Origin of the sequence: Pseudomonas sp. GM55 (assembly GCF_000282395.1) — a bacterium.
Lineage (GTDB): Bacteria > Pseudomonadota > Gammaproteobacteria > Pseudomonadales > Pseudomonadaceae > Aquipseudomonas > Aquipseudomonas fluorescens_CC.
On the sequence record NZ_AKJJ01000145.1, the window covers coordinates 1 to 20,894 of the forward strand.

General features: G+C 59.8%; 23 protein-coding genes and 1 pseudogene. 9 read left to right on the forward strand and 15 right to left on the reverse strand.

Annotated elements, in window-relative coordinates:
- The 3 genes from PMI31_RS27905 to PMI31_RS27915 form a co-directional block, all read right to left on the reverse strand.
- Positions 1–900 (reverse strand): acyltransferase (locus PMI31_RS27905; RefSeq protein ID WP_008023218.1); only part of this gene is annotated, 900 nt, incomplete at its 3' end.
- Positions 901–3,000: a phosphate acetyltransferase gene (gene pta / locus PMI31_RS27910; protein ID WP_008023219.1), complete on the reverse strand. Its 2,100-nt coding sequence runs from the start codon at positions 2,998–3,000 to the stop codon at positions 901–903.
- A 61-nt stretch (positions 3,001–3,061) separates the two neighbouring features.
- The gene (locus PMI31_RS27915; RefSeq protein WP_043302707.1) at positions 3,062–3,388 is read right to left on the reverse strand and encodes a DUF3565 domain-containing protein; all 327 of its coding nucleotides are present in this window, start codon (positions 3,386–3,388) and stop codon (positions 3,062–3,064) included.
- Here PMI31_RS27915 and PMI31_RS27920 point away from each other — a divergent pair.
- The 3 genes from PMI31_RS27920 (at position 3,357) to PMI31_RS27930 (ending at position 5,748) form a co-directional block, all read left to right on the forward strand.
- Positions 3,357–3,842, forward strand: a complete 486-nt coding sequence (locus PMI31_RS27920) for an FKBP-type peptidyl-prolyl cis-trans isomerase (protein ID WP_007942189.1) — start codon at positions 3,357–3,359, stop codon at positions 3,840–3,842. The genes PMI31_RS27915 and PMI31_RS27920 overlap by 32 nt on opposite strands.
- A gap of 122 nt (positions 3,843–3,964) precedes the next feature.
- A complete protein-coding gene (locus PMI31_RS27925; RefSeq protein WP_008023220.1) occupies positions 3,965–4,447 on the forward strand; it encodes a glutathione peroxidase in 483 nt (160 codons plus the stop codon).
- Between the two features lie 197 nt (positions 4,448–4,644).
- Positions 4,645–5,748: an NADH:flavin oxidoreductase gene (locus tag PMI31_RS27930; RefSeq protein ID WP_008023221.1), complete on the forward strand. Its 1,104-nt coding sequence runs from the start codon at positions 4,645–4,647 to the stop codon at positions 5,746–5,748.
- 92 nt (positions 5,749–5,840) lie between these two features.
- Here the strand turns inward: PMI31_RS27930 and PMI31_RS27935 are convergent, their stop codons facing one another.
- Together PMI31_RS27935 and cysZ are read right to left on the reverse strand one after the other, a co-directional pair.
- A complete protein-coding gene (locus PMI31_RS27935; protein ID WP_008023224.1) occupies positions 5,841–7,040 on the reverse strand; it encodes a glycosyltransferase family 4 protein in 1,200 nt (399 codons plus the stop codon).
- Between the two features lie 36 nt (positions 7,041–7,076).
- A complete protein-coding gene (cysZ, locus tag PMI31_RS27940) occupies positions 7,077–7,829 on the reverse strand; it encodes a sulfate transporter CysZ (RefSeq protein ID WP_008023225.1) in 753 nt (250 codons plus the stop codon).
- 314 nt (positions 7,830–8,143) lie between these two features.
- Between cysZ and trxB the strand changes: the two genes are divergently transcribed.
- Complete coding sequence (gene trxB / locus PMI31_RS27945; RefSeq protein ID WP_008023227.1) at positions 8,144–9,100, forward strand: thioredoxin-disulfide reductase; 957 nt, start codon at positions 8,144–8,146, stop codon at positions 9,098–9,100.
- Between the two features lie 186 nt (positions 9,101–9,286).
- Here the strand turns inward: trxB and PMI31_RS27950 are convergent, their stop codons facing one another.
- The 7 genes from PMI31_RS27950 to PMI31_RS27980 form a co-directional block, all read right to left on the reverse strand.
- Positions 9,287–10,537 (reverse strand): 2-aminoadipate transaminase, encoded by a 1,251-nt coding sequence (locus PMI31_RS27950; RefSeq protein ID WP_008023228.1) that lies wholly within the window; start codon positions 10,535–10,537, stop codon positions 9,287–9,289.
- Positions 10,538–10,757: 220 nt separating this feature from the next.
- Positions 10,758–11,096: a HopJ type III effector protein gene (locus tag PMI31_RS27955; RefSeq protein WP_008023231.1), complete on the reverse strand. Its 339-nt coding sequence runs from the start codon at positions 11,094–11,096 to the stop codon at positions 10,758–10,760.
- The gene (locus PMI31_RS27960; RefSeq protein ID WP_008023232.1) at positions 11,089–11,385 is read right to left on the reverse strand and encodes a DUF1244 domain-containing protein; all 297 of its coding nucleotides are present in this window, start codon (positions 11,383–11,385) and stop codon (positions 11,089–11,091) included. Before PMI31_RS27960 ends, PMI31_RS27955 begins: the two co-directional genes overlap by 8 nt.
- A gap of 95 nt (positions 11,386–11,480) precedes the next feature.
- On the reverse strand, positions 11,481–11,852 hold the full coding sequence (gene folX, locus PMI31_RS27965) for a dihydroneopterin triphosphate 2'-epimerase (protein ID WP_007970304.1): 372 nt from the start codon (positions 11,850–11,852) through the stop codon (positions 11,481–11,483).
- Between the two features lie 2 nt (positions 11,853–11,854).
- Entirely contained in the window at positions 11,855–12,415 is a 561-nt protein-coding gene (gene folE / locus PMI31_RS27970; RefSeq protein ID WP_008023242.1) for a GTP cyclohydrolase I FolE, read from the reverse strand.
- Positions 12,416–12,435: 20 nt separating this feature from the next.
- Complete coding sequence (gene folM / locus PMI31_RS27975) at positions 12,436–13,146, reverse strand: dihydromonapterin reductase (protein WP_008023244.1); 711 nt, start codon at positions 13,144–13,146, stop codon at positions 12,436–12,438.
- 92 nt (positions 13,147–13,238) lie between these two features.
- Positions 13,239–13,808 carry an antibiotic biosynthesis monooxygenase gene (locus PMI31_RS27980; RefSeq protein WP_008023246.1) on the reverse strand — a complete coding sequence of 190 codons (570 nt, stop codon included), beginning with the start codon at positions 13,806–13,808 and terminating at the stop codon, positions 13,239–13,241.
- A gap of 212 nt (positions 13,809–14,020) precedes the next feature.
- Between PMI31_RS27980 and PMI31_RS27985 the strand changes: the two genes are divergently transcribed.
- Positions 14,021–14,980, forward strand: coding sequence for a MerR family transcriptional regulator (locus PMI31_RS27985; protein ID WP_043302709.1), 960 nt, complete (start codon positions 14,021–14,023; stop codon positions 14,978–14,980).
- Between the two features lie 3 nt (positions 14,981–14,983).
- Here the strand turns inward: PMI31_RS27985 and PMI31_RS27990 are convergent, their stop codons facing one another.
- Positions 14,984–15,589, reverse strand: a complete 606-nt coding sequence (locus PMI31_RS27990) for a hypothetical protein (protein WP_008023250.1) — start codon at positions 15,587–15,589, stop codon at positions 14,984–14,986.
- A 54-nt stretch (positions 15,590–15,643) separates the two neighbouring features.
- Positions 15,644–16,119: pseudogene (locus PMI31_RS27995) on the reverse strand (PAS domain S-box protein).
- A gap of 102 nt (positions 16,120–16,221) precedes the next feature.
- Here PMI31_RS27995 and PMI31_RS28000 point away from each other — a divergent pair.
- The 4 genes from PMI31_RS28000 (at position 16,222) to PMI31_RS28015 (ending at position 19,772) form a co-directional block, all read left to right on the forward strand.
- Positions 16,222–16,677, forward strand: a complete 456-nt coding sequence (locus tag PMI31_RS28000; RefSeq protein WP_008023256.1) for a flavodoxin — start codon at positions 16,222–16,224, stop codon at positions 16,675–16,677.
- Positions 16,678–16,900: 223 nt separating this feature from the next.
- Positions 16,901–17,683, forward strand: a complete 783-nt coding sequence (locus PMI31_RS28005) for a class II aldolase/adducin family protein (RefSeq protein WP_008023259.1) — start codon at positions 16,901–16,903, stop codon at positions 17,681–17,683.
- Positions 17,683–18,585 carry an alpha/beta fold hydrolase gene (locus tag PMI31_RS28010; protein ID WP_008023261.1) on the forward strand — a complete coding sequence of 301 codons (903 nt, stop codon included), beginning with the start codon at positions 17,683–17,685 and terminating at the stop codon, positions 18,583–18,585. The genes PMI31_RS28005 and PMI31_RS28010 overlap by 1 nt, the downstream gene beginning before the upstream one ends.
- A 275-nt stretch (positions 18,586–18,860) precedes the next feature.
- Positions 18,861–19,772 carry an SDR family oxidoreductase gene (locus PMI31_RS28015; RefSeq protein WP_008023262.1) on the forward strand — a complete coding sequence of 304 codons (912 nt, stop codon included), beginning with the start codon at positions 18,861–18,863 and terminating at the stop codon, positions 19,770–19,772.
- Between the two features lie 73 nt (positions 19,773–19,845).
- On the opposite strand, the gene PMI31_RS28020 is transcribed toward PMI31_RS28015, so the two are convergent.
- Positions 19,846–20,616 carry an N-acetylmuramoyl-L-alanine amidase gene (locus tag PMI31_RS28020; RefSeq protein WP_008023265.1) on the reverse strand — a complete coding sequence of 257 codons (771 nt, stop codon included), beginning with the start codon at positions 20,614–20,616 and terminating at the stop codon, positions 19,846–19,848.
- Positions 20,617–20,894 lie beyond the last annotated feature (278 nt).

The following is a 20,894-nucleotide window of genomic DNA, read 5'->3' on the forward strand; positions in this document are numbered from 1 at the left end:
CTTCGCTGGATACTCCCGATGCATCTGCCCCAACAACGCATCCTTGTCCTGCCACAACTGATTGATCCAACCCTGAAACTGCAGCCGGTACTCACCGTCCTGATCATAGTTCTTGCCGATGAACTGTGGCGGAATGTTCAGCTCCTGAAAATGCACCACCACGTCCGCAACGTTACCGCACAGCAAGTCCCAGAAGCCCGGGCGACCGGCCGGATAATGAATCGTCACGTTGACGATTGACTCCAGCTGCTCGCCCATCGCATCCAGCACAAACGCAATACCGCCGGCCTTGGGCTTGAGCAGGTACTTGAAGGGTGACTGTTGCTGGGCATGCTTGCCTTCGGTGAAGCGCGTGCCTTCGACGAAGTTGAAAATGCCCACCGGGTTGTCGCGGAATTTCGCACAGGTCTTGCGCGTGGTTTCCAGGTCTTTGCCTTTCTTCTCCGGATGCTTCTCCAGGTACACCTTGGAGTAGCGCTTCATGAACGGAAAGCCCAGTGCCCACCAGGCCAGGCCGATCACCGGAACCCAGATCAGCTCCTGCTTGAGAAAGAACTTCAGCGGTTGAATGCGCCGGTTGAGCACGTATTGCAGCACCAGAATGTCGACCCAGCTCTGGTGGTTGCTGGTGATCAGGTACGAGTGCTGGTAGTCGAGACCCTGCAGGCCGCTGATGTGCCAGCGGGTGCGACGGATCAGGTTCATCCAGCCTTTGTTGATGCTGATCCAGGCTTCGTGTGTATGGCTCATCAGCCAGCGGGCGATGCGCTGGGTGAGGGGGAACGGCAATACCTTGACCAGCGCCACGCAGAACAGGAACGAGCAGAGCAATATCGTGTTCAGTGCCAACAGCAACGCGGCGATCACGCCGCGCAACGGGGCAGGTAGAAAATCCAGCATTTACACATCCATAGGTCGGTTGGCGGCTTGAATCGCGGTCAGGGCGATGGTGTAGACGATGTCATCGACCTGCGCACCGCGCGGCAAATCGTTTACCGGTTTGCGCAGGCCTTGCAGCATCGGCCCGAGGCTGACGCAGTCGGCGCTGCGCTGCACGGCCTTGTGGGTGGTGTTGCCGGTGTTGAGGTCGGGGAACACGTACACCGTGGCCCGACCGGCCACCTGACTGTTCGGCGCCAGTTGCCGGGCCACGTTTTCGTTGGCGGCGGCGTCGTACTGCAAGGGGCCGTCGATCAGCAGCGAGTGCTGTTGTTCGTGGGCGAGCAGGGTAGCCTCGCGGACCTTCTCGACTTCTTCGCCGCTCGCCGAATCGCCACTGGAGTAGCTGATCATCGCCACCCGTGGCGTGATGCCGAATGCGGCGGCCGAGTCAGCGCTTTGCAGGGCGATCTCGGCCAGTTCGCTGGCGCTTGGGTGCGGGTTCATCACGCAGTCGCCATAGACCAGCACCTCTTCGGGAAACAGCATGAAGAACACCGACGACACCAGGGTGCAGCCCGGCGCTGTCTTGATCAGCTGCAGGGCCGGGCGGATGGTGTTGGCGGTGGTGTTGATCACGCCCGATACGAGGCCGTCGACTTCATCCAGGGCCAGCATCATGGTGCCGATCACCACGGTGTCTTCCAGTTGTTGCTCGGCCATCGGCGCATTGAGGCTTTTGCTTTTGCGCAGCGCAACCATCGGCTCGACATAGCGCTCGCGGATCAAGTCCGGATCAATGATTTCCAGGCCCGGTGGCAACTCGATGCCCTGGGCACGGGCGACGGCCTGCACGTCCTCGGGCTTGGCCAGCAACACACAGCGAGCGATGCCTCGGGCCTGGCAGATCGCGGCGGCCTGCACGGTGAGCGGCTCGCTGCCTTCGGGCAACACGATGCGTTTGTTGGCCGCCTGGGCACGCTGGATCAGTTGATAGCGGAACACCGCTGGCGACAGGCGCATCTCCCGTGGGGTACCGCAGCGCTGATGCAGCCAGTTGGCATCGAGGTGGCTGGCGATGAAGTCGGTGATGATCTCCGCGCGTTCGCGGTCATCGATGGGGATTTCCTTGTTCAGGCCATTGAGCAGGTTGGCGGTGTCGTAGGAGCCGGTACTCACCGACAGCACCGGCAGCCCGGCCTGCAGGGCGCCGCGGCACAGGTCCATGATGCGTGGGTCGGGCAGGGTGTCGCTGGTCAGCAGCAGGCCGGCCAGAGGCACGCCGTTCAGGGCCGCGAGGCTGACGGCGAGGATGATGTCGTCGCGGTCGCCGGGGGTCACCACCAGTACGCCGGGCTTGAGCAACTCCACGGTGTTGCGCATGGTGCGGGCGCAAATGATGATTTTGGTCATGCGCCGGGTTTCATAATCACCGGCGTTGAGCACTTGCGCACCCATCAGGTCGGCGACGTCGCGGGTTCGCGGGGCGTTCAGTTCCGGCTGAAACGGAATGCAGCCGAGCAAGCGGAAATCACCACTGCGCAGCAACGGCGAATGCTCCTTCAGGCGCGTGGCGAAGGCCTCCATGCTTTCCTCGGTCTTGACCTTGTTGAGGATCACGCCAAGGACTTTCGGGTCTTTCGGGCCGCCGAACAATTGCGCTTGCAACTCGACGCGGCCGGAGAGCTCGGTCAGCACTTCGTTTTCCGGTGCCGAGACCAGGATCACCTCAGCGTCGAGGCTCTTGGCCAGGTGCAGGTTGACCCGCGCGGCGTAACTGGCGCTGCGGGTCGGCACCATGCCTTCGACGATCAGCACATCCTTGCCGATGGCGGCCTGCTGATACAGGGTGATGATTTCTTCGAGCAACTCATCGAGCTGGCCGTCGCCGAGCATGCGCTCGACATGGGCCAGGCCCAGTGGCTGAGGCGGTTTCAAGCCGTGGGTACGCGCCACCAGTTCGGTGGAACGTTCCGGGCCCGTATCGCCCGGATGCGGCTGGGCAATCGGTTTGAAAAAGCCGACCTTGAGCCCGGCTCGTTCAAGGGTACGCACCAGCCCGAGGCTGATGGAGGTCAGACCCACACCAAAATCGGTGGGCGCGATAAAAAAAGTTTGCATGCGGATTCTCTAGAAGGTGCATGGCAATGGTGAAAGCCTATAACTGGCGATCTACCGAAATTCAGTCGCCAAGGTTATCGCTAACCGAGCCTTGTGCGCACCAACCGCAGGCAAAGGGTTGGCCTATTTTTTCCTGGCGTTGCACAGGGTCCATGACCCAGGCGCGGGATTGCCATGGCGGTTGGTGCCGCAGGTGTTGGGTATGGCCGCAGGAAAGCTCGGCCACCCAGTGACCGTCCTCGTCCTGATGAAAGCCTGTGACCGTCGAATCCCGTCTGTCCGGGTTGTGTTCGCTTTCGGACGATTGCTTCGCTAAACTTGGCCCTTCAATCTTCTTATGCAAAAGGTCTCGCCCCATGCTGATCGCCGCCAATAAGGCTGTCTCCATCGACTATACCCTGACCAACGACGCCGGTGAGGTCATCGACAGCTCCGCCGGCGGCGCGCCGCTGGTCTACCTGCAAGGCGCAGGCAACATCATCCCGGGCCTGGAAAAGGCTCTGGAAGGCAAGGCTGTTGGCGACGAACTGACTGTAGCCGTTGAACCGGAAGACGCTTACGGCGAATACGCTGCCGAACTGGTCAGCACCCTGAGCCGCAGCATGTTCGAAGGCGTCGACGAGCTGGAAGTGGGCATGCAGTTCCACGCTTCCGCTCCGGACGGCCAGATGCAGATCGTGACCATCCGTGATCTGGACGGCGACGACGTCACCGTTGACGGCAACCACCCGTTGGCCGGTCAGCGCCTGAATTTCCAGGTCAAGATCGTTGCTATCCGTGACGCCAGCCAGGAAGAAATCGCTCATGGCCACGTCCATGGCGAAGGTGGCCATCACCACTGATTTCTGCGCTAAGCTCAGATAGCTGGAGAGGCGCCCTGTGGGCGCCTTTTTAGTCTGCGGCTGTCCCTGACGACACCGCCAAGTGGCTGTTTCGAAAAGAACACGGGAATCTGGAGTACGTCATGAGTGCTTTTCACGACCTTAAATTGACAGCCCTGGATGGTCAGGAGCTACCTCTGGCGCCTTTCAAAGGCAAAGTCGTGCTGGTGGTCAATGTCGCTTCCAAATGCGGCTTGACACCGCAGTACGCGGCGCTGGAAAACCTCTACCAGCAATTCAAAGGCAAAGGCTTCAGTGTGCTGGGCTTGCCGTGCAACCAGTTTGCCGGGCAGGAACCGGGAACCGAGCAGGAGATCAAGGATTTCTGCAGCCTCAACTATGGCGTGACGTTCCCGTTGTCCAGCAAGCTGGAAGTCAACGGGCATGACCGTCATCAGTTGTACCGTTTGCTGGCGGGCGAGGGCGCGGAATTTCCCGGCGATATCACCTGGAACTTCGAGAAGTTCCTGCTGGGCAAGGACGGCCGCGTACTGGCAAGGTTCTCTCCACGCACGGCGCCGGATGATCCGACCATTGTTCACGCGATCGAAAAAGCGCTGAGCTGATTCCCCCCTTTGTAGGAGCTGGCTTGCCAGCGATAGCGGTGTTCCTGATACACCGCGTCGCCTGATTCGCCAGCAAGCCGGCTCCTACAATATTTCCTGTCTTTTGATCCTTAATCACTGCAATCAATAGTGCTGTTCAAAGCGATGCTCGCTCCATATTATCGCCGTCATAAAGTTAATTCTCCGTGGAGCGTCCCATGCCCGTCAAAGCCCTGTTCAAACCGTTCCACCTCGGCACCCTCGAACTGCCGACCCGCGTCGTCATGGCGCCGATGACCCGCTCCTTTTCTCCGGGCGGCGTGCCTAACTCCAAAGTCATCGAATACTACCGTCGCCGCGCCGCTGCGGGCGTCGGCCTGATCATCACCGAGGGCACCACCGTCGGTCACAAGGCTTCCAACGGCTACCCGAACGTTCCGCATTTCTACGGTGAAGCGGCCCTGGCCGGCTGGAAGAAAGTCGTCGACGCCGTTCACGCCGAAGGCGGCAAGATCGTGCCGCAGTTGTGGCATGTGGGCAGCGTACGTCGTATCGGCACCGAGCCGGATGCCGGCGTGCCGGGTTATGGCCCGTCGGAAAAAATCAAGGAAGGTCAGGTCGTGGTGCACGGCATGACCAAGCAGGATATCCAGGACGTGATCGCCGCGTTCGCCCAGGCTGCCAAGGATGCGCAGAGCATCGGCATGGACGGCGTGGAAATCCACGGTGCCCACGGTTACCTGATCGACCAGTTCTTCTGGGAAGGCAGCAACCAGCGTACCGACGAATACGGCGGCAGCCTGGCCAACCGTTCGCGCTTCGCCATTGAATTGATTCAGGCCGTGCGTGCTGCGGTCGGTGAGGGTTTCCCGATCATCTTCCGTTTCTCCCAGTGGAAGCAGCAGGACTACACCGCGCGCCTGGTGCAAACACCGGAAGCCTTGGGCGAATTCCTCAAGCCGTTGGCCGACGCAGGCGTGGATATTTTCCACTGTTCGACCCGCCGTTTCTGGGAACCGGAGTTCGACGGTTCCGAGTTGAACCTGGCTGGCTGGACCCGCCAGCTCACCGGCAAGCCGACCATCACCGTGGGCAGTGTCGGTCTGGATGGCGAGTTCCTGCAGTTCATGGTCAACACCGACAAGGTTGCACAGCCGGCCAGCCTGGAAAAACTGCTGGAGCGCCTGAACAACGACGAGTTCGACCTGGTAGCGGTCGGTCGCGCGCTGTTGGTGGACCCGGACTGGGCGCAGAAAGTGCGTGACGGCCGCGAAGAAGACATTCTGCCGTTCAGCCGTGAGGCGTTGATGACGCTGGTTTAAGCGGCGACAGGAAGGGCCGCTTCGCTGGCAAGCCAGCTCCTACAATTTCTGGGCATCTGATCCTGTAGGAGCTGGCTTGCCAGCGAAGCTTTTCAAGGCAACAAAGCAGCATCCGGCAATGTCTGTCGCTGCATACACGCCCCGCGCAATTGTCCCTCGAACTGCTCGATGATCGTCGCCCAGCCTTGGCGACTGGCATGCTGGCGCGCATTGAGACGCACATTACGCAAAGTTTCCCTCTCCTCCAGCAGCCATGCCGCGGCATCGCAGAACGCTTCTTCATCCCCCGGCATTGCCAATACGCCGTTGTAGCCATGACGGATATGCTGGGCGGCCGCTGCCTGATCGTAGGCCACCACGCCGAGCCCCGAGGCCAGTGCTTCAAGCACCACATTGCCAAAGGTTTCGGTCAGGCTCGGAAACAGAAACACATCGCCCGACGCGTAGTGACACGCCAGGGCTTCACCCCGTTGGGTGCCACAGAAAATCGCCTCGGGCATTTCGTTTTCCAGCTCATGGCGCTGCGGGCCATCGCCGACCACGATCAGTTTCAGGATGCGCTGTGGATAACTCGCCTTGAGGGTATTGAAGGTGCGCTTGAGCAGGCCGAGGTTTTTTTCCGGGGCCAGGCGTCCGACATGAATGACGGCGATGTCTTCCTCGGCCAGTCCCCATTGTTCACGCAGGGCATTCAAACGTTTGGCCGGGTGAAACAGTTCGCTGTCGACTCCTCGGGACAGCAATGCCAGCCGCTCGAAATGCCGTCGCTCCAGCTCCATGCGCTGACTGACGCTGGGCACCAGGGTCATGGTCGAGCGGTTGTGGAACCAGCGCAGGTAGTGAGTCAGCAGGCGCGTGAGCAAACCAAGCCCGTACTGGTTGGAGTACTGCTGGAAATTGGTGTGGAACCCGCTGACCACGGAAATCCCCAGTCGCCGTGCCGCACGCAAGGCCGACAGGCCCAGCGGGCCCTCGGTGGCGATGTAGAGCACGTCCGGGCGGTGGCGCGTCCAGCGCCGCAGCAGTTTGTGCATCGACGACTGACCCCATTGCAAACCGGGATAGCCCGGTAGCGGCCAGCCGCGGCACAGCAGCAATTCATCGTCGCTGCCCAACTGCTGGTCGCAGCCCTGACGCGGTCGCACCAATTCCACCTGATGCCCGCGCGCGCGCAAGCCGTCGCACAAGCGACCAAGGGTATTGGCCACGCCGTTGATTTCCGGAGGGAAGGTTTCGGTGATCAGGGTGATATGCAGAGCTGTCGTCATGACCCCAGTGTCGGCTGGGGCCATGTCGTCAGTGTGACGTCGGGATGATGGATTTGTGACTCAGCGCTGTGCCACCAGGTTTTCCGCGCCGCGCTCACGCACCCAGAACAGCGTCGCCCCGGCCACGGCGGCCGGCATCATCAGGATGTTGACCACTGGAATCAGCAGCACCAGATAGACGCTGCCACCGAAACTCATGCTCTGCCAGCGCTTCTGTCGCAGCCACGCGAGCATCTCGTTCCAGCCCAGCTTGTGGTTGTCCGCCGGGTAGTCGATGTATTGGATCGCCATCATCCACACACCGAACAACAGCCACAGCGGCGCGGCGATGATGTTCACCACCGGGATGAACGAGAGGATGAACAAGCCGATCGCCCGGGGCAGAAAATAGCCGAGCTTGCGCATTTCCCGGGCCAGGGTGCGCGGGATCATCGCAATCAGTTCGCCCCAGCTGAAGGTCGGAAAATCATCGGTGCCGCGCACCACCACTTCGACTTTCTCCGCGAGAAAGCCATTGAACGGCGCGGCAATGACGTTGGCGAGCATGGTGAAGGTGAAAAACACCATCAGCACGACGAGCACCACGAACAGCGGCCAGAGGACGTAGCTGAGAAAACTCAGCCAGTCGGGCAGGGACGGCATCAGCGTGTCGACCCACAGGCTGAATTGATGGCCGGCCAGGTAGATCAATCCGACGAACAGCACCAGGTTGATCGCCAGCGGCAACAACACAAACAAACGCAGGCTGGGGCTCAGCACCAGCTTGAGGCCTTCGCGCAGGTATTGCGGGCCGGACAGAACGGGGGCGGGCATAAGGTGCTCCGAACAGAGGGAAAACGCGCCGACCTTACCGGCTTTGCTTCATATGCGAAAGCGCGGTGGCGGTATCGACATTCACTGTAACAAAGACGTCGATATCGTCGGGCAGATGGCATAGAGACCACCTATGAGCTGGATTGTTAAACCGTATTTCCTTAATCTTCGCCCCCTCGATACGCTGCACCCAATCTTTTACAGGACGGTCGGGTTCAAGCCTTCCCCAAGTGCTTTCAACCGTTCTTTTTTATTCCAGCCGGCAATCCGGCGTTCCGCGCCAGGTGTTCCGGGCCGGTCAACAGGAGCAGGTCATGTCTGAAGTCCGTCATTCGCGAGTGATTATTCTCGGTTCCGGCCCTGCCGGTTACAGCGCCGCGGTCTATGCCGCCCGTGCCAACCTCAAGCCACTGCTGATCACCGGCATGCAGGCCGGCGGTCAACTGACCACCACCACCGAAGTCGACAACTGGCCGGGCGATGTCCATGGCCTGACCGGCCCGGCGCTGATGGAACGTATGCGTGAGCACGCCGAGCGCTTTGAAACCGAGATCGTCTTCGATCACATCAATGCCGTGGACTTCGCTGCCAAGCCTTACACCCTGACCGGCGACAGCGCGACTTACACCTGCGACGCCCTGATCATCGCCACCGGTGCCAGCGCTCGTTACCTGGGCCTGCCGTCGGAAGAAGCGTTCATGGGCAAAGGCGTTTCGGCCTGCGCCACCTGCGACGGTTTCTTCTACCGCAACAAGCCAGTGGCTGTGGTCGGTGGCGGCAACACCGCTGTCGAAGAGGCGCTGTACCTGGCCAACATCGCCAGCACCGTGACCCTGATCCACCGTCGCGAAACCTTCCGCGCCGAGAAAATCCTGATCGACAAGCTCAATGCACGGGTTGCCGAGGGCAAGATCATCCTCAAGCTCAACGCCACCCTGGACGAAGTCCTGGGCGACAACATGGGCGTGACCGGTGCCCGCCTGAAGAACAACGACGGCAGCTTCGACGAAGTGAAAGTCGACGGCGTGTTCATCGCCATCGGCCACACACCGAACACTTCGCTGTTCGAAGGCCAGCTGACCCTGAAGGACGGCTACCTGGTTGTGCAGGGCGGCCGTGACGGCAACGCCACTGCCACCAGCCTTGAAGGCATCTTCGCCGCCGGTGACGTGGCTGACCACGTGTACCGTCAGGCCATCACCTCGGCTGGCGCCGGTTGCATGGCGGCACTGGATGCCGAGCGCTACCTCGACGGACTGCAGAACGCTTGATTCTGCTTTCGTCGAAATGAAAAAACCGGCTTCGGCCGGTTTTTTTTTGCCTTCGGGAAAGACACATGTCCCTGTAGGAGCGAGCGCGCTCGCGATGGTCGTCAACGATAACGCGGGGAGTCAGACACCCCGCAGGGCTCTCAGGTTCTTCGCGAGCATGCTCGCTCCTACAGAGGGCACTGTGGATCAGGCCAATTTCTTCAGGCACGCTTCCAGGATATCCAGCCCTTCCTCCAGCACTGCCGCCTCGGTGGTCAATGGCGCCAGCAAGCGAATGATGTGCCGAGATTTGCCGCTGGGCATCAGCAGCAAACCGGCGTCCCGCGCCAGGGCCAGCAGTTGGGTCAATTGTGCCGGTGCTGGCGAGCCATCGGCGTTGATCAACTCGATACCACGCATGGCGCCGACGCCGGTCAGGCGACCCAGGTACGGCATCAGCCTGCTTGAGCGCCAGGCTTGGTAGCGGCCGACAATCGCCTCTTCCTGCTGCGTGCCCCAGGCGTGCAGGTTGGCATCGGTCATTTCGTCCAGAGTTGCCAATGCCGCCGCACAGGCGATGGGGTTGCCGGAATAGGTGCCTCCGAGGCCGCCCTTGGGCAGGTTATCCAGTAGCGATTTGCGCCCGACCACCGCTCCCAGCGGCACGCCGCCAGCGATGCTTTTGCCGAGCAGGATCAGGTCAGGCTCGATACCCAGTCGCGAAAATGCAAAGCGTTGGCCGGTACGCCCGAAACCGGACTGGATTTCATCGGCGATCAGCACAATGCCCTTGTCGTCGCAGAATTTGCGCAGCGCCTGGGCGAACTCGGACTCCATGGCCAGGAAACCCGCTTCGCCCTGCACCGGTTCGACGATAAAGCAGGCGACGTCTTCGACATCGATCTCGACGCTGAACAACCGCTCCATGGCCTTCAGTGCATCGGCGCAAGTCACGCCGTTGTCCTGGCTGGGGAACGGCAGGTGATACACCGGCCCCGGCAGCACGCCGACTTTCTGTTTGTAGGGCGCGACTTTGCCATTGAGGTTGAGCGTGGCCAGCGTGCGGCCGTGAAACCCGCCGTCGAAGGCGATGACCGCAGTGCGGCCAGTGGCGCCACGAACGATCTTCAGGGCGTTCTCCGCCGCTTCCGCGCCGCTGTTGGTGAGCATGCCGCTGACCGGGTAACCCACCGGCATGAACGCGCTGAGGCGATCCATCAGTTCGAGGTAAGGCACGTGGGGCGCAGCGTTGAACGCATAGTGGGTCAATCGGGTGGCTTGTTCACGAATGGCCGAGACGATGTGCGGATGGCAATGGCCGAGGTTCAGCACGCCGATGCCGCCGACGAAGTCGATGTAGCGTTTGCCATCGGTGTCCCAGACCTCGGCGTTTTTGCCGTGGCTGAGGGTGACAGGGTGAACGATGTTGATCGACTGGCTGATGGTTTCGCTGCGCATGAATGACCGGCTCGGAAGAAGGAGGACTTCTTTTTATCTAAGCCGTGAGCGCTGGTATGCGGCAAACGAAATAAAGTTGCCGGGTCAATCTTAAAAGTCGGGTTGTGGTTTCAAACACGGTTGAACCTGTAGGAGCTGGCTTGCCAGCGAAGGCGTCCGCAAGAGTGACGCAAGACTCAATGGACCCTTCGCCGGCAAGCCGGCTCCTACAGGGCTTCGGTTATCGGCGGGTCAGCGGTTGCTGAGAAAACTTCACGCCGGCCAGACCGTGAGCCATCAACGCACGGATATTGCCGTGATCGCTGCCTTCAGGCGTCGCCAGCACCGAACGGTAGTGCTCGCCGAATGCCAGCAGGGCTTCTTCATCGCTCAAGCCTTCGAGCAGCGCCAGACCCAGGGTCTTGCACGAGCCTTCGTTCTGCCCGGCCGCGTTCTCCACGCCGCCATTGTTGAAGGCCTGAGGCTGATAGTCGTAACCGGCGGCGATGAAGGCCAGGGTGTCGGCGAAAGCGTGTTCGCCGCTGTTGAGGCTGGCGCGCAGGTTGTTCAAATCACTCATTGGGTTTTCCTTTGGCGAACGCCGCTTGTTGTTCGGCGCTGGCCTCTTGCTGATACTGGGCTTTCCATTCGGCGTACGGCATGCCGTAAACCACTTCGCGGGCTTCGTCGAGGCTGACCTCGATCTGGCGTTCGTCAGCCGCGGCCTTGTACCACTTGGACAGGCAGTTGCGGCAGAAGCCCGAGAGGTTCATCAGGTCGATGTTCTGCACATCCTTGCGGCTGTCCAGGTGGGCCACCAGCCGGCGAAAGGCGGCGGCTTCGAGTTCCAGGCGTTGTTGGTCGGTCATGGCGGTCTCTGCGAGACAGCTTCAAGCGGCAAGCTTCAAGCTGCAAGTTGGATGGCGGTGGCTCAAGTTTACAGCTTGCCGCTTGAAGCTTGTAGTTAGCGGCTCGCTGCAAGCGTTATCGATACCGACTCGGCGAATCGCAGTGCGTGGGGCTTGTCGACTTCCACCTCGGCGTAAAGCACCGATGCGTTGGCCATCACCAGGTCGAGAATTTCCTGGGTCAGGCGTTCGAGCAGCGCAAAGCGGTTGCCTTCCACATGGGCGATGATCGCCTTGGTAATGGTCCGGTAGTTCAGTGCGTGATCGATGTCGTTGTCCCGTACCGCTTCCTGGGCAGCGTACAGGATGGTGAGGTTGATCAGCACATCCTGCTTGTTGAGGATTTCATCCTCATTGATGCCGATGAAGGTACGCAGGCACAGGTCTTTGACCCGGATGCGTGCCATGCCTGGCTGAAGTTGTGGCATTGCTACTTGCTCCGTCCAATCAATTGCAGGAACTCCTGGCGGGTGTTGCTCGATTCGCGGAAGGCGCCGAGCATCACCGAGGTGTTCATGGTCGAATTCTGTTTCTCGACGCCGCGCATCATCATGCACATGTGCTGCGCTTCGATGACCACTGCGACGCCTGCCGCACCGGTCACCTGCTGCACGGCTTCGGCGATTTGCCGGGTGAGGTTTTCCTGGATCTGCAAGCGCCGGGCGAACATGTCCACCAGCCGCGCAATCTTCGACAGGCCCAACACCTTGCCGGTTGGAATATAAGCCACATGCGCCTTGCCGATGAAGGGCAGCATGTGGTGTTCGCAAAGCGAATACAGCTCGATGTTGTCGACGATCACCATTTCATCGTTGTCGGAGGCGAACAGCGCGCCATTGACGATCTCTTCAACACTTTGCTCGTAACCATGGCAAAGGTACTGCATGGCTTTGGCCGCGCGCATCGGCGTATCGAGCAACCCTTCGCGGTCGGGGTTTTCGCCGAGGCCGATGAGGATTTCACGGTAATTCTGGGGCAGGGATAACGTCATGGAAAATCCTCGCGGGGCACTTATTTGATGTGCCTTCCGCCGTTGACGGTCAGGGTGGTGCCGGTGACATAGGGGTTGTCGAGCAGGTAGCGCAGGCTCTGGTAGATCACTTCGCAGCCAGGCTCGATGCCCAGTGCGGACTTGGCCAGCGCCTTGGTGCGGTAGGCCGCGTCGTCTTCAGGGTTGAACAGTAGCAGGGCCGGCGCGATCCCGTTGACCTTGATGGCCGGCGCGTACCTGGCGGCGAAGGACAGGGTCAGACTGTCAAGCCCGGCTTTGCTGGCGCAATAGCCGATGTGCTTGCTGCTGCCCCTGCGGGTCACGTCATCACTGATGTGCACGATGTCGGCGGGGCTCGAGCGTTGCAGCAGTTCGGCGCAATGCAGGTTGATCAGGTAAGGCGCCAGCATGTGCACACTGAACATGCGGGTGAATGCCGCGGCGTCAGTGTCCGGTGTTTCGGCCAGCCATTCGGAAGCGTTGTGGACAATCGCCCGCAAACAGTCGGTGTGGGTTTTCAATTCGCCGATGAAGGCGAGGATGCCGGCCTCGCTGGCGAAGTCCGCGAACACCGCGGTAGCCCCCAGATCGCGCAGGGCTTGTACGCCGGGACGCTCGCTGCGGTAGCTGAAAATCACGCGATGGCCATCTTCCAGCAGTCGCCGAGCGCAGTGCAGGCCGACACGCTGGCCGGCGCCGGTAATGAGGATAGGGGCTGCGGAAGAAGTCATGAACGGCTCGCGTCGCGGTGAGAGCAAAACTATACCAGCGACGGGAGCACTCTACCTATTCTGCAAAACGGGCCTGCTCCCACAAGAGATCATCAGTGGTTTTGGGTGGAGGGCTCGGCGGGCAATGGTCGTGCCGGCGTGCTGTTCAGCCAATTTGTCAGCACGCGGGTCGAAAGCGGGATGAAGAAATACACCATCAACGGCGTCAGGCACAGGGTGCTGATGAACACGCGAGGCAGTAGCGCCATCTCGCTCAGCAGCGGCCCAAGCACAAAATTGAACAGCAGTGAAACCGGAAAGAACGCCAGCCAGATCGCCACGGCCTGTTTCCAGCGCGGCGGGCGTTGGCCGGTGGCACCGAACCAACCCTCGATGCCGCTGACCCGATGTTCTGTCGGGTGGGCGAACAGGTCGCTACCGCGTCCGAGCCAGGCGCTGCGTGAGGCGGAATGCTCCCAGGCATGCAGGGTCTGCTCGTCGGCGAAGCGAAAGATAATCTGGAATTCGTCATCGCCGGGCGGTGGTGCGAGTACGCCGGAGCCGAGGTAGCCAGGAAAGTCGGTGGCCAGTTGTTCGCCTTCGCGCAACCAGGCGATCAGGTCTTGATAGCGCCCATTGGCAACGCGGCGCGCAACCATCAGCGTGACGGGTGGGGTAGACATTGTGTATCTCCATAAGACATTTGCGTCGCTCCGGATAGGAACTTCGCCAGGCGCAGCGCCGGGGTGGTGGGCTGAGACTCGGAACAAGCAAGGATTATTCCTGATCCGGCCGGTTTCGTCTTTGAGTGTTTTTTTTCGATTATGAACTTGAATCGCTAGGGGGCGGCGGAGTTAGAATGAGTTCCCATCTGCACATGGATGTACAACCCCAGATGCCTGTCCTTACTGACGTAGATTCAGGTGTACCGCAGGCTGTCTCCCTTGAACGGGACCCGCTCTTTCCGATTCGCGAGGTGGCGCGCCTGTCCGGTGTCAACCCGGTCACGCTCCGCGCATGGGAACGACGCTATGGTCTGATCGTGCCAACACGCACTGAAAGTGGGCATCGCCTCTATTCAATGACCGATATCGAGCGTGTTCGCAGCATTCTCGGCTGGATCGACCGCGGAGTGGCGGTCAGCAAAATCGGCACGTTACTGGCCAGGGCCGCACCCCTTCAAGCGCTGTCGCACATCATTCCCAAAGACCTTGTGCTGGCCGACTACGCTCAATGGCAACAGCAGATCCGGGTTGCCGTCAGCACGTTTGACGACGTTCAGTTGGAGCAGGTGTACGGACAGGTTTTTTCCAGCTATTCCCTGTCCGTGGTATTTCAAGACATTCTTGTCCCGGTATGGAGGCAATTGCTGCAACGCCAGGATCAATTCGGTGGGGCTAGCGAATGGATGTTTCTCGATGGATTCCTGCGTTCGCGGGTGTTGCAACGCCTGCTGTTGATGCGCGATACCCGACCAAGACGAGTCGTCATCAGTGCCCTGGTTGGCCATTGTAGGGAACTCGAACTACTGATCGCCGCCCTGTTCCTGGGCTGCTCGCAACCGGGGATTCGAGTGCTGCCCGTCGGTCAGCCGTTCGATGAGTTGACCCTGGTCTGTGGACGGATCAAGCCCCAGGCGCTGGTGCTGTTTTCCAACTGTGTGCCGGCTCCCGAGATGCCTCGGCGCTTGAATCGCCTGGCCATGATTCTGGAGTGTCGATTGCTGTTGGCCGGTGATGCTTCTGACCTGGCACAGGAGAGCCTGGCCGGGTCATCGATCGGTTGCCTGGGCAATGAAGGGGAGGTCATGGGCCAGCGTCTGAAACAGTTCCTGGCGGGTAATCTGGATACTTGAAATTCAGAGGTGCAGCGCTGGATGAGTCAAGCGATGCTGTTGCAGGATGAACTGGCGCAGACGCTCGGTTTCGTCCGTATCGCTCTGGCTCAGTTGATAGGCGTAGAAGCCCTGTTCGTTTTCTTTCTCGAAAGTGCCACGCAAGGCAATCCGCTCATAGCCTGACGGGCTGAACCACAGGGCGAAATGCTTCGGCGGCTTGGTCTTGTTGCGAACTTCCAGCAAGACTCCTTTGCACGACACTTCGTGTACCCACAGGGCGCCGGGTTGACCCTTGGCGTTTTCCAGCGCTACCGGTTCGTCCAGTACCAGGCGCCAGGGCCGGACCATCGGCCCGCCTTCATAGATGCTCGGCACGCCGAGACGCAAATGCAGCGCATGGAACTCGTCTTCCACCAGGTGCAGGGGGAAGGTCATCTGCTGGTTTTCGAAGCTGGCGTGAATGGTGACCTGCTCATGGGCTGCCAGGCGGGTGAGCAGGTCACGGATTTGCGATCCACCGTTGACCAGCAGGCTCGACGTCGCGTCCCGCACATTGAGCTGCGGGTTGTGCTGCATGGTCTGGATGAAATCCAGCTCATCCTGGGTCAGGAGTGCGTCGCGGTGCATGGCCAACTCGGAAGATATGGTTACAAAGTCAGTGGTGATTGTAGTTACTGACCATTAATTCCGGATTTGGTTTTTGCCGTTCGTCGCCTTGAGCGCAGCAAGCTCGGCCTGGAGCTCAGCCAGCTGCGCCTCCAGTTGAGCCACGCGCTGTTGCGCCTTGACCTGCGCGGTGACGTCTTTTTGTACACCGACAAAGCAGGTTTGCCCGTCCGCCGGATTTTTCACCGTTGAAAGGGACAGCTTATTCCAGAACGGTGTGCCGTCCTTGCGGTAGTTGCGCAGTATTTCCCGGCAGGATCCTTCACGATTCAAGGCATCGCGAATCAATGGCAGGGCTTCCTGGTCGCGGTCCCCCGACTGCAGGAAGCGGCAGTCCTGATAGAGAATTTCTTCGCTGGAGTACCCCGTCAGACGTTCGAACGCGGGGTGACGTAAATGAGGATGTTGTCTTGCTCGCCTTCCTTTTCGGCAATCACGATACCGTCATTTGAAGCGTTGATCACCAAATGCAGCAGTTGTGCGTTAATCATCGGAGTATCCTTTCCTGATTGATTGTCGATCGCATTCTAAAAGAACAATCACGACTGTGCTGTTAATATCCCGGTCTTTTACTCGGATTCAGGATCAGATTGATGAAAGTCGCCATCATTTCCGGCTCGGTGTACGGCACGGCCGAAGAAGTAGCCCGTCACGCCGCCAGCCTGTTGAAAGCCGCCGGTTTCGAAACCTGGCACAACCCGCGTGCGGCCCTCGCCGATGTCCAGGCGTTTGGCCCAGAAGCCTTTCTGGCGGTGACGTCGACCACTGGCATGGGCGAGCTGCCGGACAACCTGCAACCGCTGTATTTCGCGATTCGTGACCAGTTGCCCGCTGCCTGGCGTGGCTTGCCGGGTGCGGTGATCGGCCTGGGCGATGCGAGCTATGGCGATACATTTTGTGGGGGCGGCGAACTGATGCGCGAATTGTTCGGTGAGCTGGGCATTCGTGAAGTACTGCCAATGCTGCGTCTGGATGCCAGCGAAAGTGTGACCCCCGAAACGGACGCCGAGCCCTGGCTGGCGGACCTGATCAGCGCACTTCGCAACTGACCGTTGCCATGGCACCCAAGCCAGTCAGGGTTCTGACAGTACAGTAAACGCTGCCTGTCAGGCCCTTGCCGGCGCCGGTCATTTGACATGGATCCAGAGCAGCCGGGCGACTGACTCGCTGGGTCATCAAGCTGGCTGCTAATGCAACTACACGAACCCGGAGGGCTGACTAGACTCGGTATTCATTGGAAACACTCCATAATAAAAACCGAGGTTCCTAGCCGTGAGCGTAGCCCCCGTCCAATCGCCCCAGAGTGTCAAAGACTTGGTCAGCCCCACCGAGTGGCAAACCCGCGTCGACCTCGCTGCCTGTTATCGTCTGGTAGCCCAGCATGGTTGGGATGACCTGATCTTTACCCACATCTCCGCCAAAGTGCCCGGCACCGAAGATTTCCTGATCAACCCGTTCGGGTTGATGTTTCACGAAATGACCGCGTCGAGCCTGGTCAAGGTGGATCAGGCCGGGAACAAGCTGATGGACAGCCCTTACGAGATCAATCCGGCGGGTTACACCATCCACAGCGCTGTGCATGAAGTCCGTCACGATGTCGTCTGCGTGCTCCACACCCACACGGCTTCGGGGGTTGCCGTGTCGGCACAGAAGCAGGGCGTCTTGCCGATCAGCCAACAGTCGTTGTTCGTGCTTTCCAGCCTGGCCTATCACGCCTACGAAGGCGTGGCGCTCAACCATGAAGAGAAAGTACGGCTGCAGGCCGACCTCGGCGAAAACAATTTCCTGATGCTGCATAACCACGGTCTGCTGACCTGCGGCAGCACCATCGCCGATACGTTCCTGATGATGTTTACCTTTCAGCGGGCCTGCGACATTCAGGTCATGGCGCAAAACGGTGCCGCTGAACTGATCGCCATCGAACCGCAGATTCTGGCCGGCGCCAAAGCCATGATCGCGGGTGTCACCAGAAGTGCTCAAGGCATGGGTGGAGCGCTGGCCTGGCCAGCGTTGCTGCGTAAACTCGATAAACTGGACCCGGGTTATAAACTCTGATGGAACTCGCCGAGATCCCTTTGTGTGTCTGGCGCAAACGCAGCCGGGAGTTCGTATTCCGTGGCCAGAGCATCCGTTACTGGACAGCAGGGCAGGGTGAGCCGCTGTTGCTCATTCACGGTTTTCCGTCCGCCAGTTGGGACTGGCATTACCTGTGGCAGCCTTTGACCCAGCATTTTCGCGTGATCGCTTGTGACATGCTGGGCTTCGGCGATTCGGCCAAGCCGGCGAATCACGAATACAGCCTGCTGGAGCAAGCGGATCTGCAACAGGCACTGCTTGAACACTTGAATGTCGAGCAGCCGGTGCACCTGTTCGCCCACGATTATGGTGACAGCGTGGCCCAGGAGCTGCTGGCCCGGCATTACGAATCGCGGGTGGAACTGGCCAGTTGCGTGTTTCTCAATGGCGGGTTGTTTCCGGAAACCCATCGCCCGGTACTGATGCAAAAGCTCTTGCTCAGCCCTTTGGGCTGGATGATTGGCCGCGCCTTTAGTCGCGATGGTCTGGTGAGAAGCTTTCGACAGATTTTCGGTCCGCAGACCCGTCCCAGTGAAAGCCAGATGGATGATTTCTGGAGCCTGGTCGAAAGCCATCGCGGGCCACGGATCATGCATAAATTGATCGCCTACATCCCGGAGCGACGCGTCTGGCGCAATCGCTGGGTGAGCGCGATGCAACGCGGTGAAGTACCGCTGCGGGTAATCGATGGCGGGGTGGACCCGGTCTCCGGCGTGCACATGGTCGAGCGTTATCGGGAGCTGATACCGGAGGCGGACACGGTGGTGTTGCCCGACATTGGCCACTACCCACAGATCGAGGCACCCGGCGAGGTGCTCAAGCACTACCTGGCGTTTCGCGATCAACTGCTCTTGCCGCCGCGCAAAGTCGCCTGCTCCTGAGTCCTGTAGGAGCGAGCCTGCTCGCGATGGTCGTTAACGATGCCGCGTGTTTACTGACTGAACGCAGCGCTCTTGAGTCCATCGCGAGCAAGCTCGCTCCTACAGAATCCTTAACTGAACCTGTTCCCCTCGCCACAGGGTTTTGTGTCCATCTTCTCCATCAATCATCCCCCAGCCTTATCGCGCACCATTCAGCCTCCCCCGTGTTCATTGTGACCGGTAGCGTCGTGCCTGAAACTCGGTCTCATTGTCCCTTGGCCTGCTGGAGTCCCCCCATGAATGAGTCTGTGCGCTTCGAAGATAAAGTCGTGATCATCACCGGTGCCGGTGGCGGCCTGGGGCGGGCGCATGCACTGCTGTTTGCCAAACAGGGTGCCAAGGTGCTGGTCAACGATCTTGGCGGCTCGGCCCAGGGTGAAGGCGCCAACGCTTCGGCCGCCGACCGCGTGGTCGCGGACATTCGCGAGGCCGGCGGCATCGCCGAAGCCAACCACGACTCGGTCACCGACGGTGACAAACTGGTCCAGCACGCCCTGGACGTCTTCGGCCGCGTCGACGTGGTGGTCAACAACGCCGGGATCCTGCGTGACAAGACCTTCCACAAAATGGAAGACGCCGACTGGGACCTGGTTTACCGCGTTCACGTCGAAGGCGCCTACAAAGTCACCCGCGCCGCCTGGCCGCACATGCGCGAACAGAACTACGGCCGGGTGATTTTCACCGCGTCGACCTCGGGCATCTATGGCAACTTCGGCCAGTCCAACTACGGCATGGCCAAGCTCGGTCTCTATGGGCTGACCCGCACCCTGGCCATTGAAGGCCGCAAGAACAACATCCTGGTCAATGCCATCGCCCCCACCGGTGGTACGCGCATGACCGAAGGCCTGATCCCGCCGCAAGTCTTCGAACAGCTCAAGCCCGAACTGGTCAGCCCGCTGGTGGTGTACCTGGCCAGCGAGAACTGCCAGGAAACCTCCGGTCTGTTCGAAGTCGGCGGCGGCTGGATGGGCAAGGTCCGCTGGGAGCGCAGCCTCGGCGTCGGGTTCGATCCACGGACGGGTTTCTCCCCGGAAGACGTGGCGGCGCACTGGCAGCAGATTTGCGACTTCGAAGGCGCGGCGCATCCGAAGGACAACATCGAAGCGTTGAGGGAAATGATGGGGAATCTGCAGCAGTATTCGCTCTGATAGCGTCGGCAAGGTCACATTGACTGGCCTTGCCGGTCGTTGCATCTATTGGCTGAAAAACCGTTGCCAGCGATCAGCCTGGAAAGTATTTGATTACCAGGGCCTTCAGATTGGCGGCTGTTTGCGCGTCCATTTTTCCGTCGAAGTTTTCCGGGCGAAAATGCATCTGGAATGCCCGCACCAACCTTTGAAAACCCTCTTCCGTCGAGGCGCCCGAGACATCGTATCCATAGGATTTGAACAGTCCCAGCAATTCGCTTCGGGCCGGGATGCCCGATGTGTTGTATTGGCACAGATACTCGTCCCGAGTGGTTTCATCGAACCAGGCGCCAACGCCTTTCAAGTACAGCGCCTGCCAGGGGAACATCGGCCCCGGGTCACTTTTGCGGCCGATCGAAACATCGGAGTGGCCCAAAACCTGCGTCGGCGTGATATCCGGGTAGCGCTTGAGGATGTTCAGCGCCAGTTGTTCAATCGCAGCAATCTGCTCGGGGTGATACGGCGGGAAGGTGAATTCGCCTTTGTTGTCCGTCGCCAGGTTGACGATTTCAATACCGATGGACGTGTCATTCAGATTGCTGCGATTACCCCACTGGCTGACGCCCGCGTGCCACGCGCGATAAGTTTCATCCACCAGATTGAATACTTCCTGTCCGGTATAACCCGCCTTCAGATAGCTGGGGTCGGTAATGTCCGGAACCAGATAGTGTGCGCTGACGTTTGGACCGGTCAGGACATTGATCGAACTGGTGAAGTTGCCAGCTGTGTAATGAAAGATCAAAAAGCGTATTCGACCGTTGACGCTTCTGATCGAACGATACTGGTTGTAGTTGATGGGTTTCATGGTTGCACTCGCAATAAGTAAGTTTGAAGTCGTTCGCCGACTTGCTGTTCAACTTAATGGCGTGAGTGCTTTTGGTGTTTACCTATGCTTGTAGCCGCTTTCTGAAAGAAATGTAGGCGGGCGAAATTTTGTCTGGATGGTCAGGGTTACCGACTGGCAACCGTTACTCATCAAAAATCACTTCATTTTCGACTCGGACGCGGTCTCGTGTAGGAGCTGGCTTGCCAGCGATGGTCGTTAACGATAACGCCTACGAACTGAATAAACGCGGCGCGCTT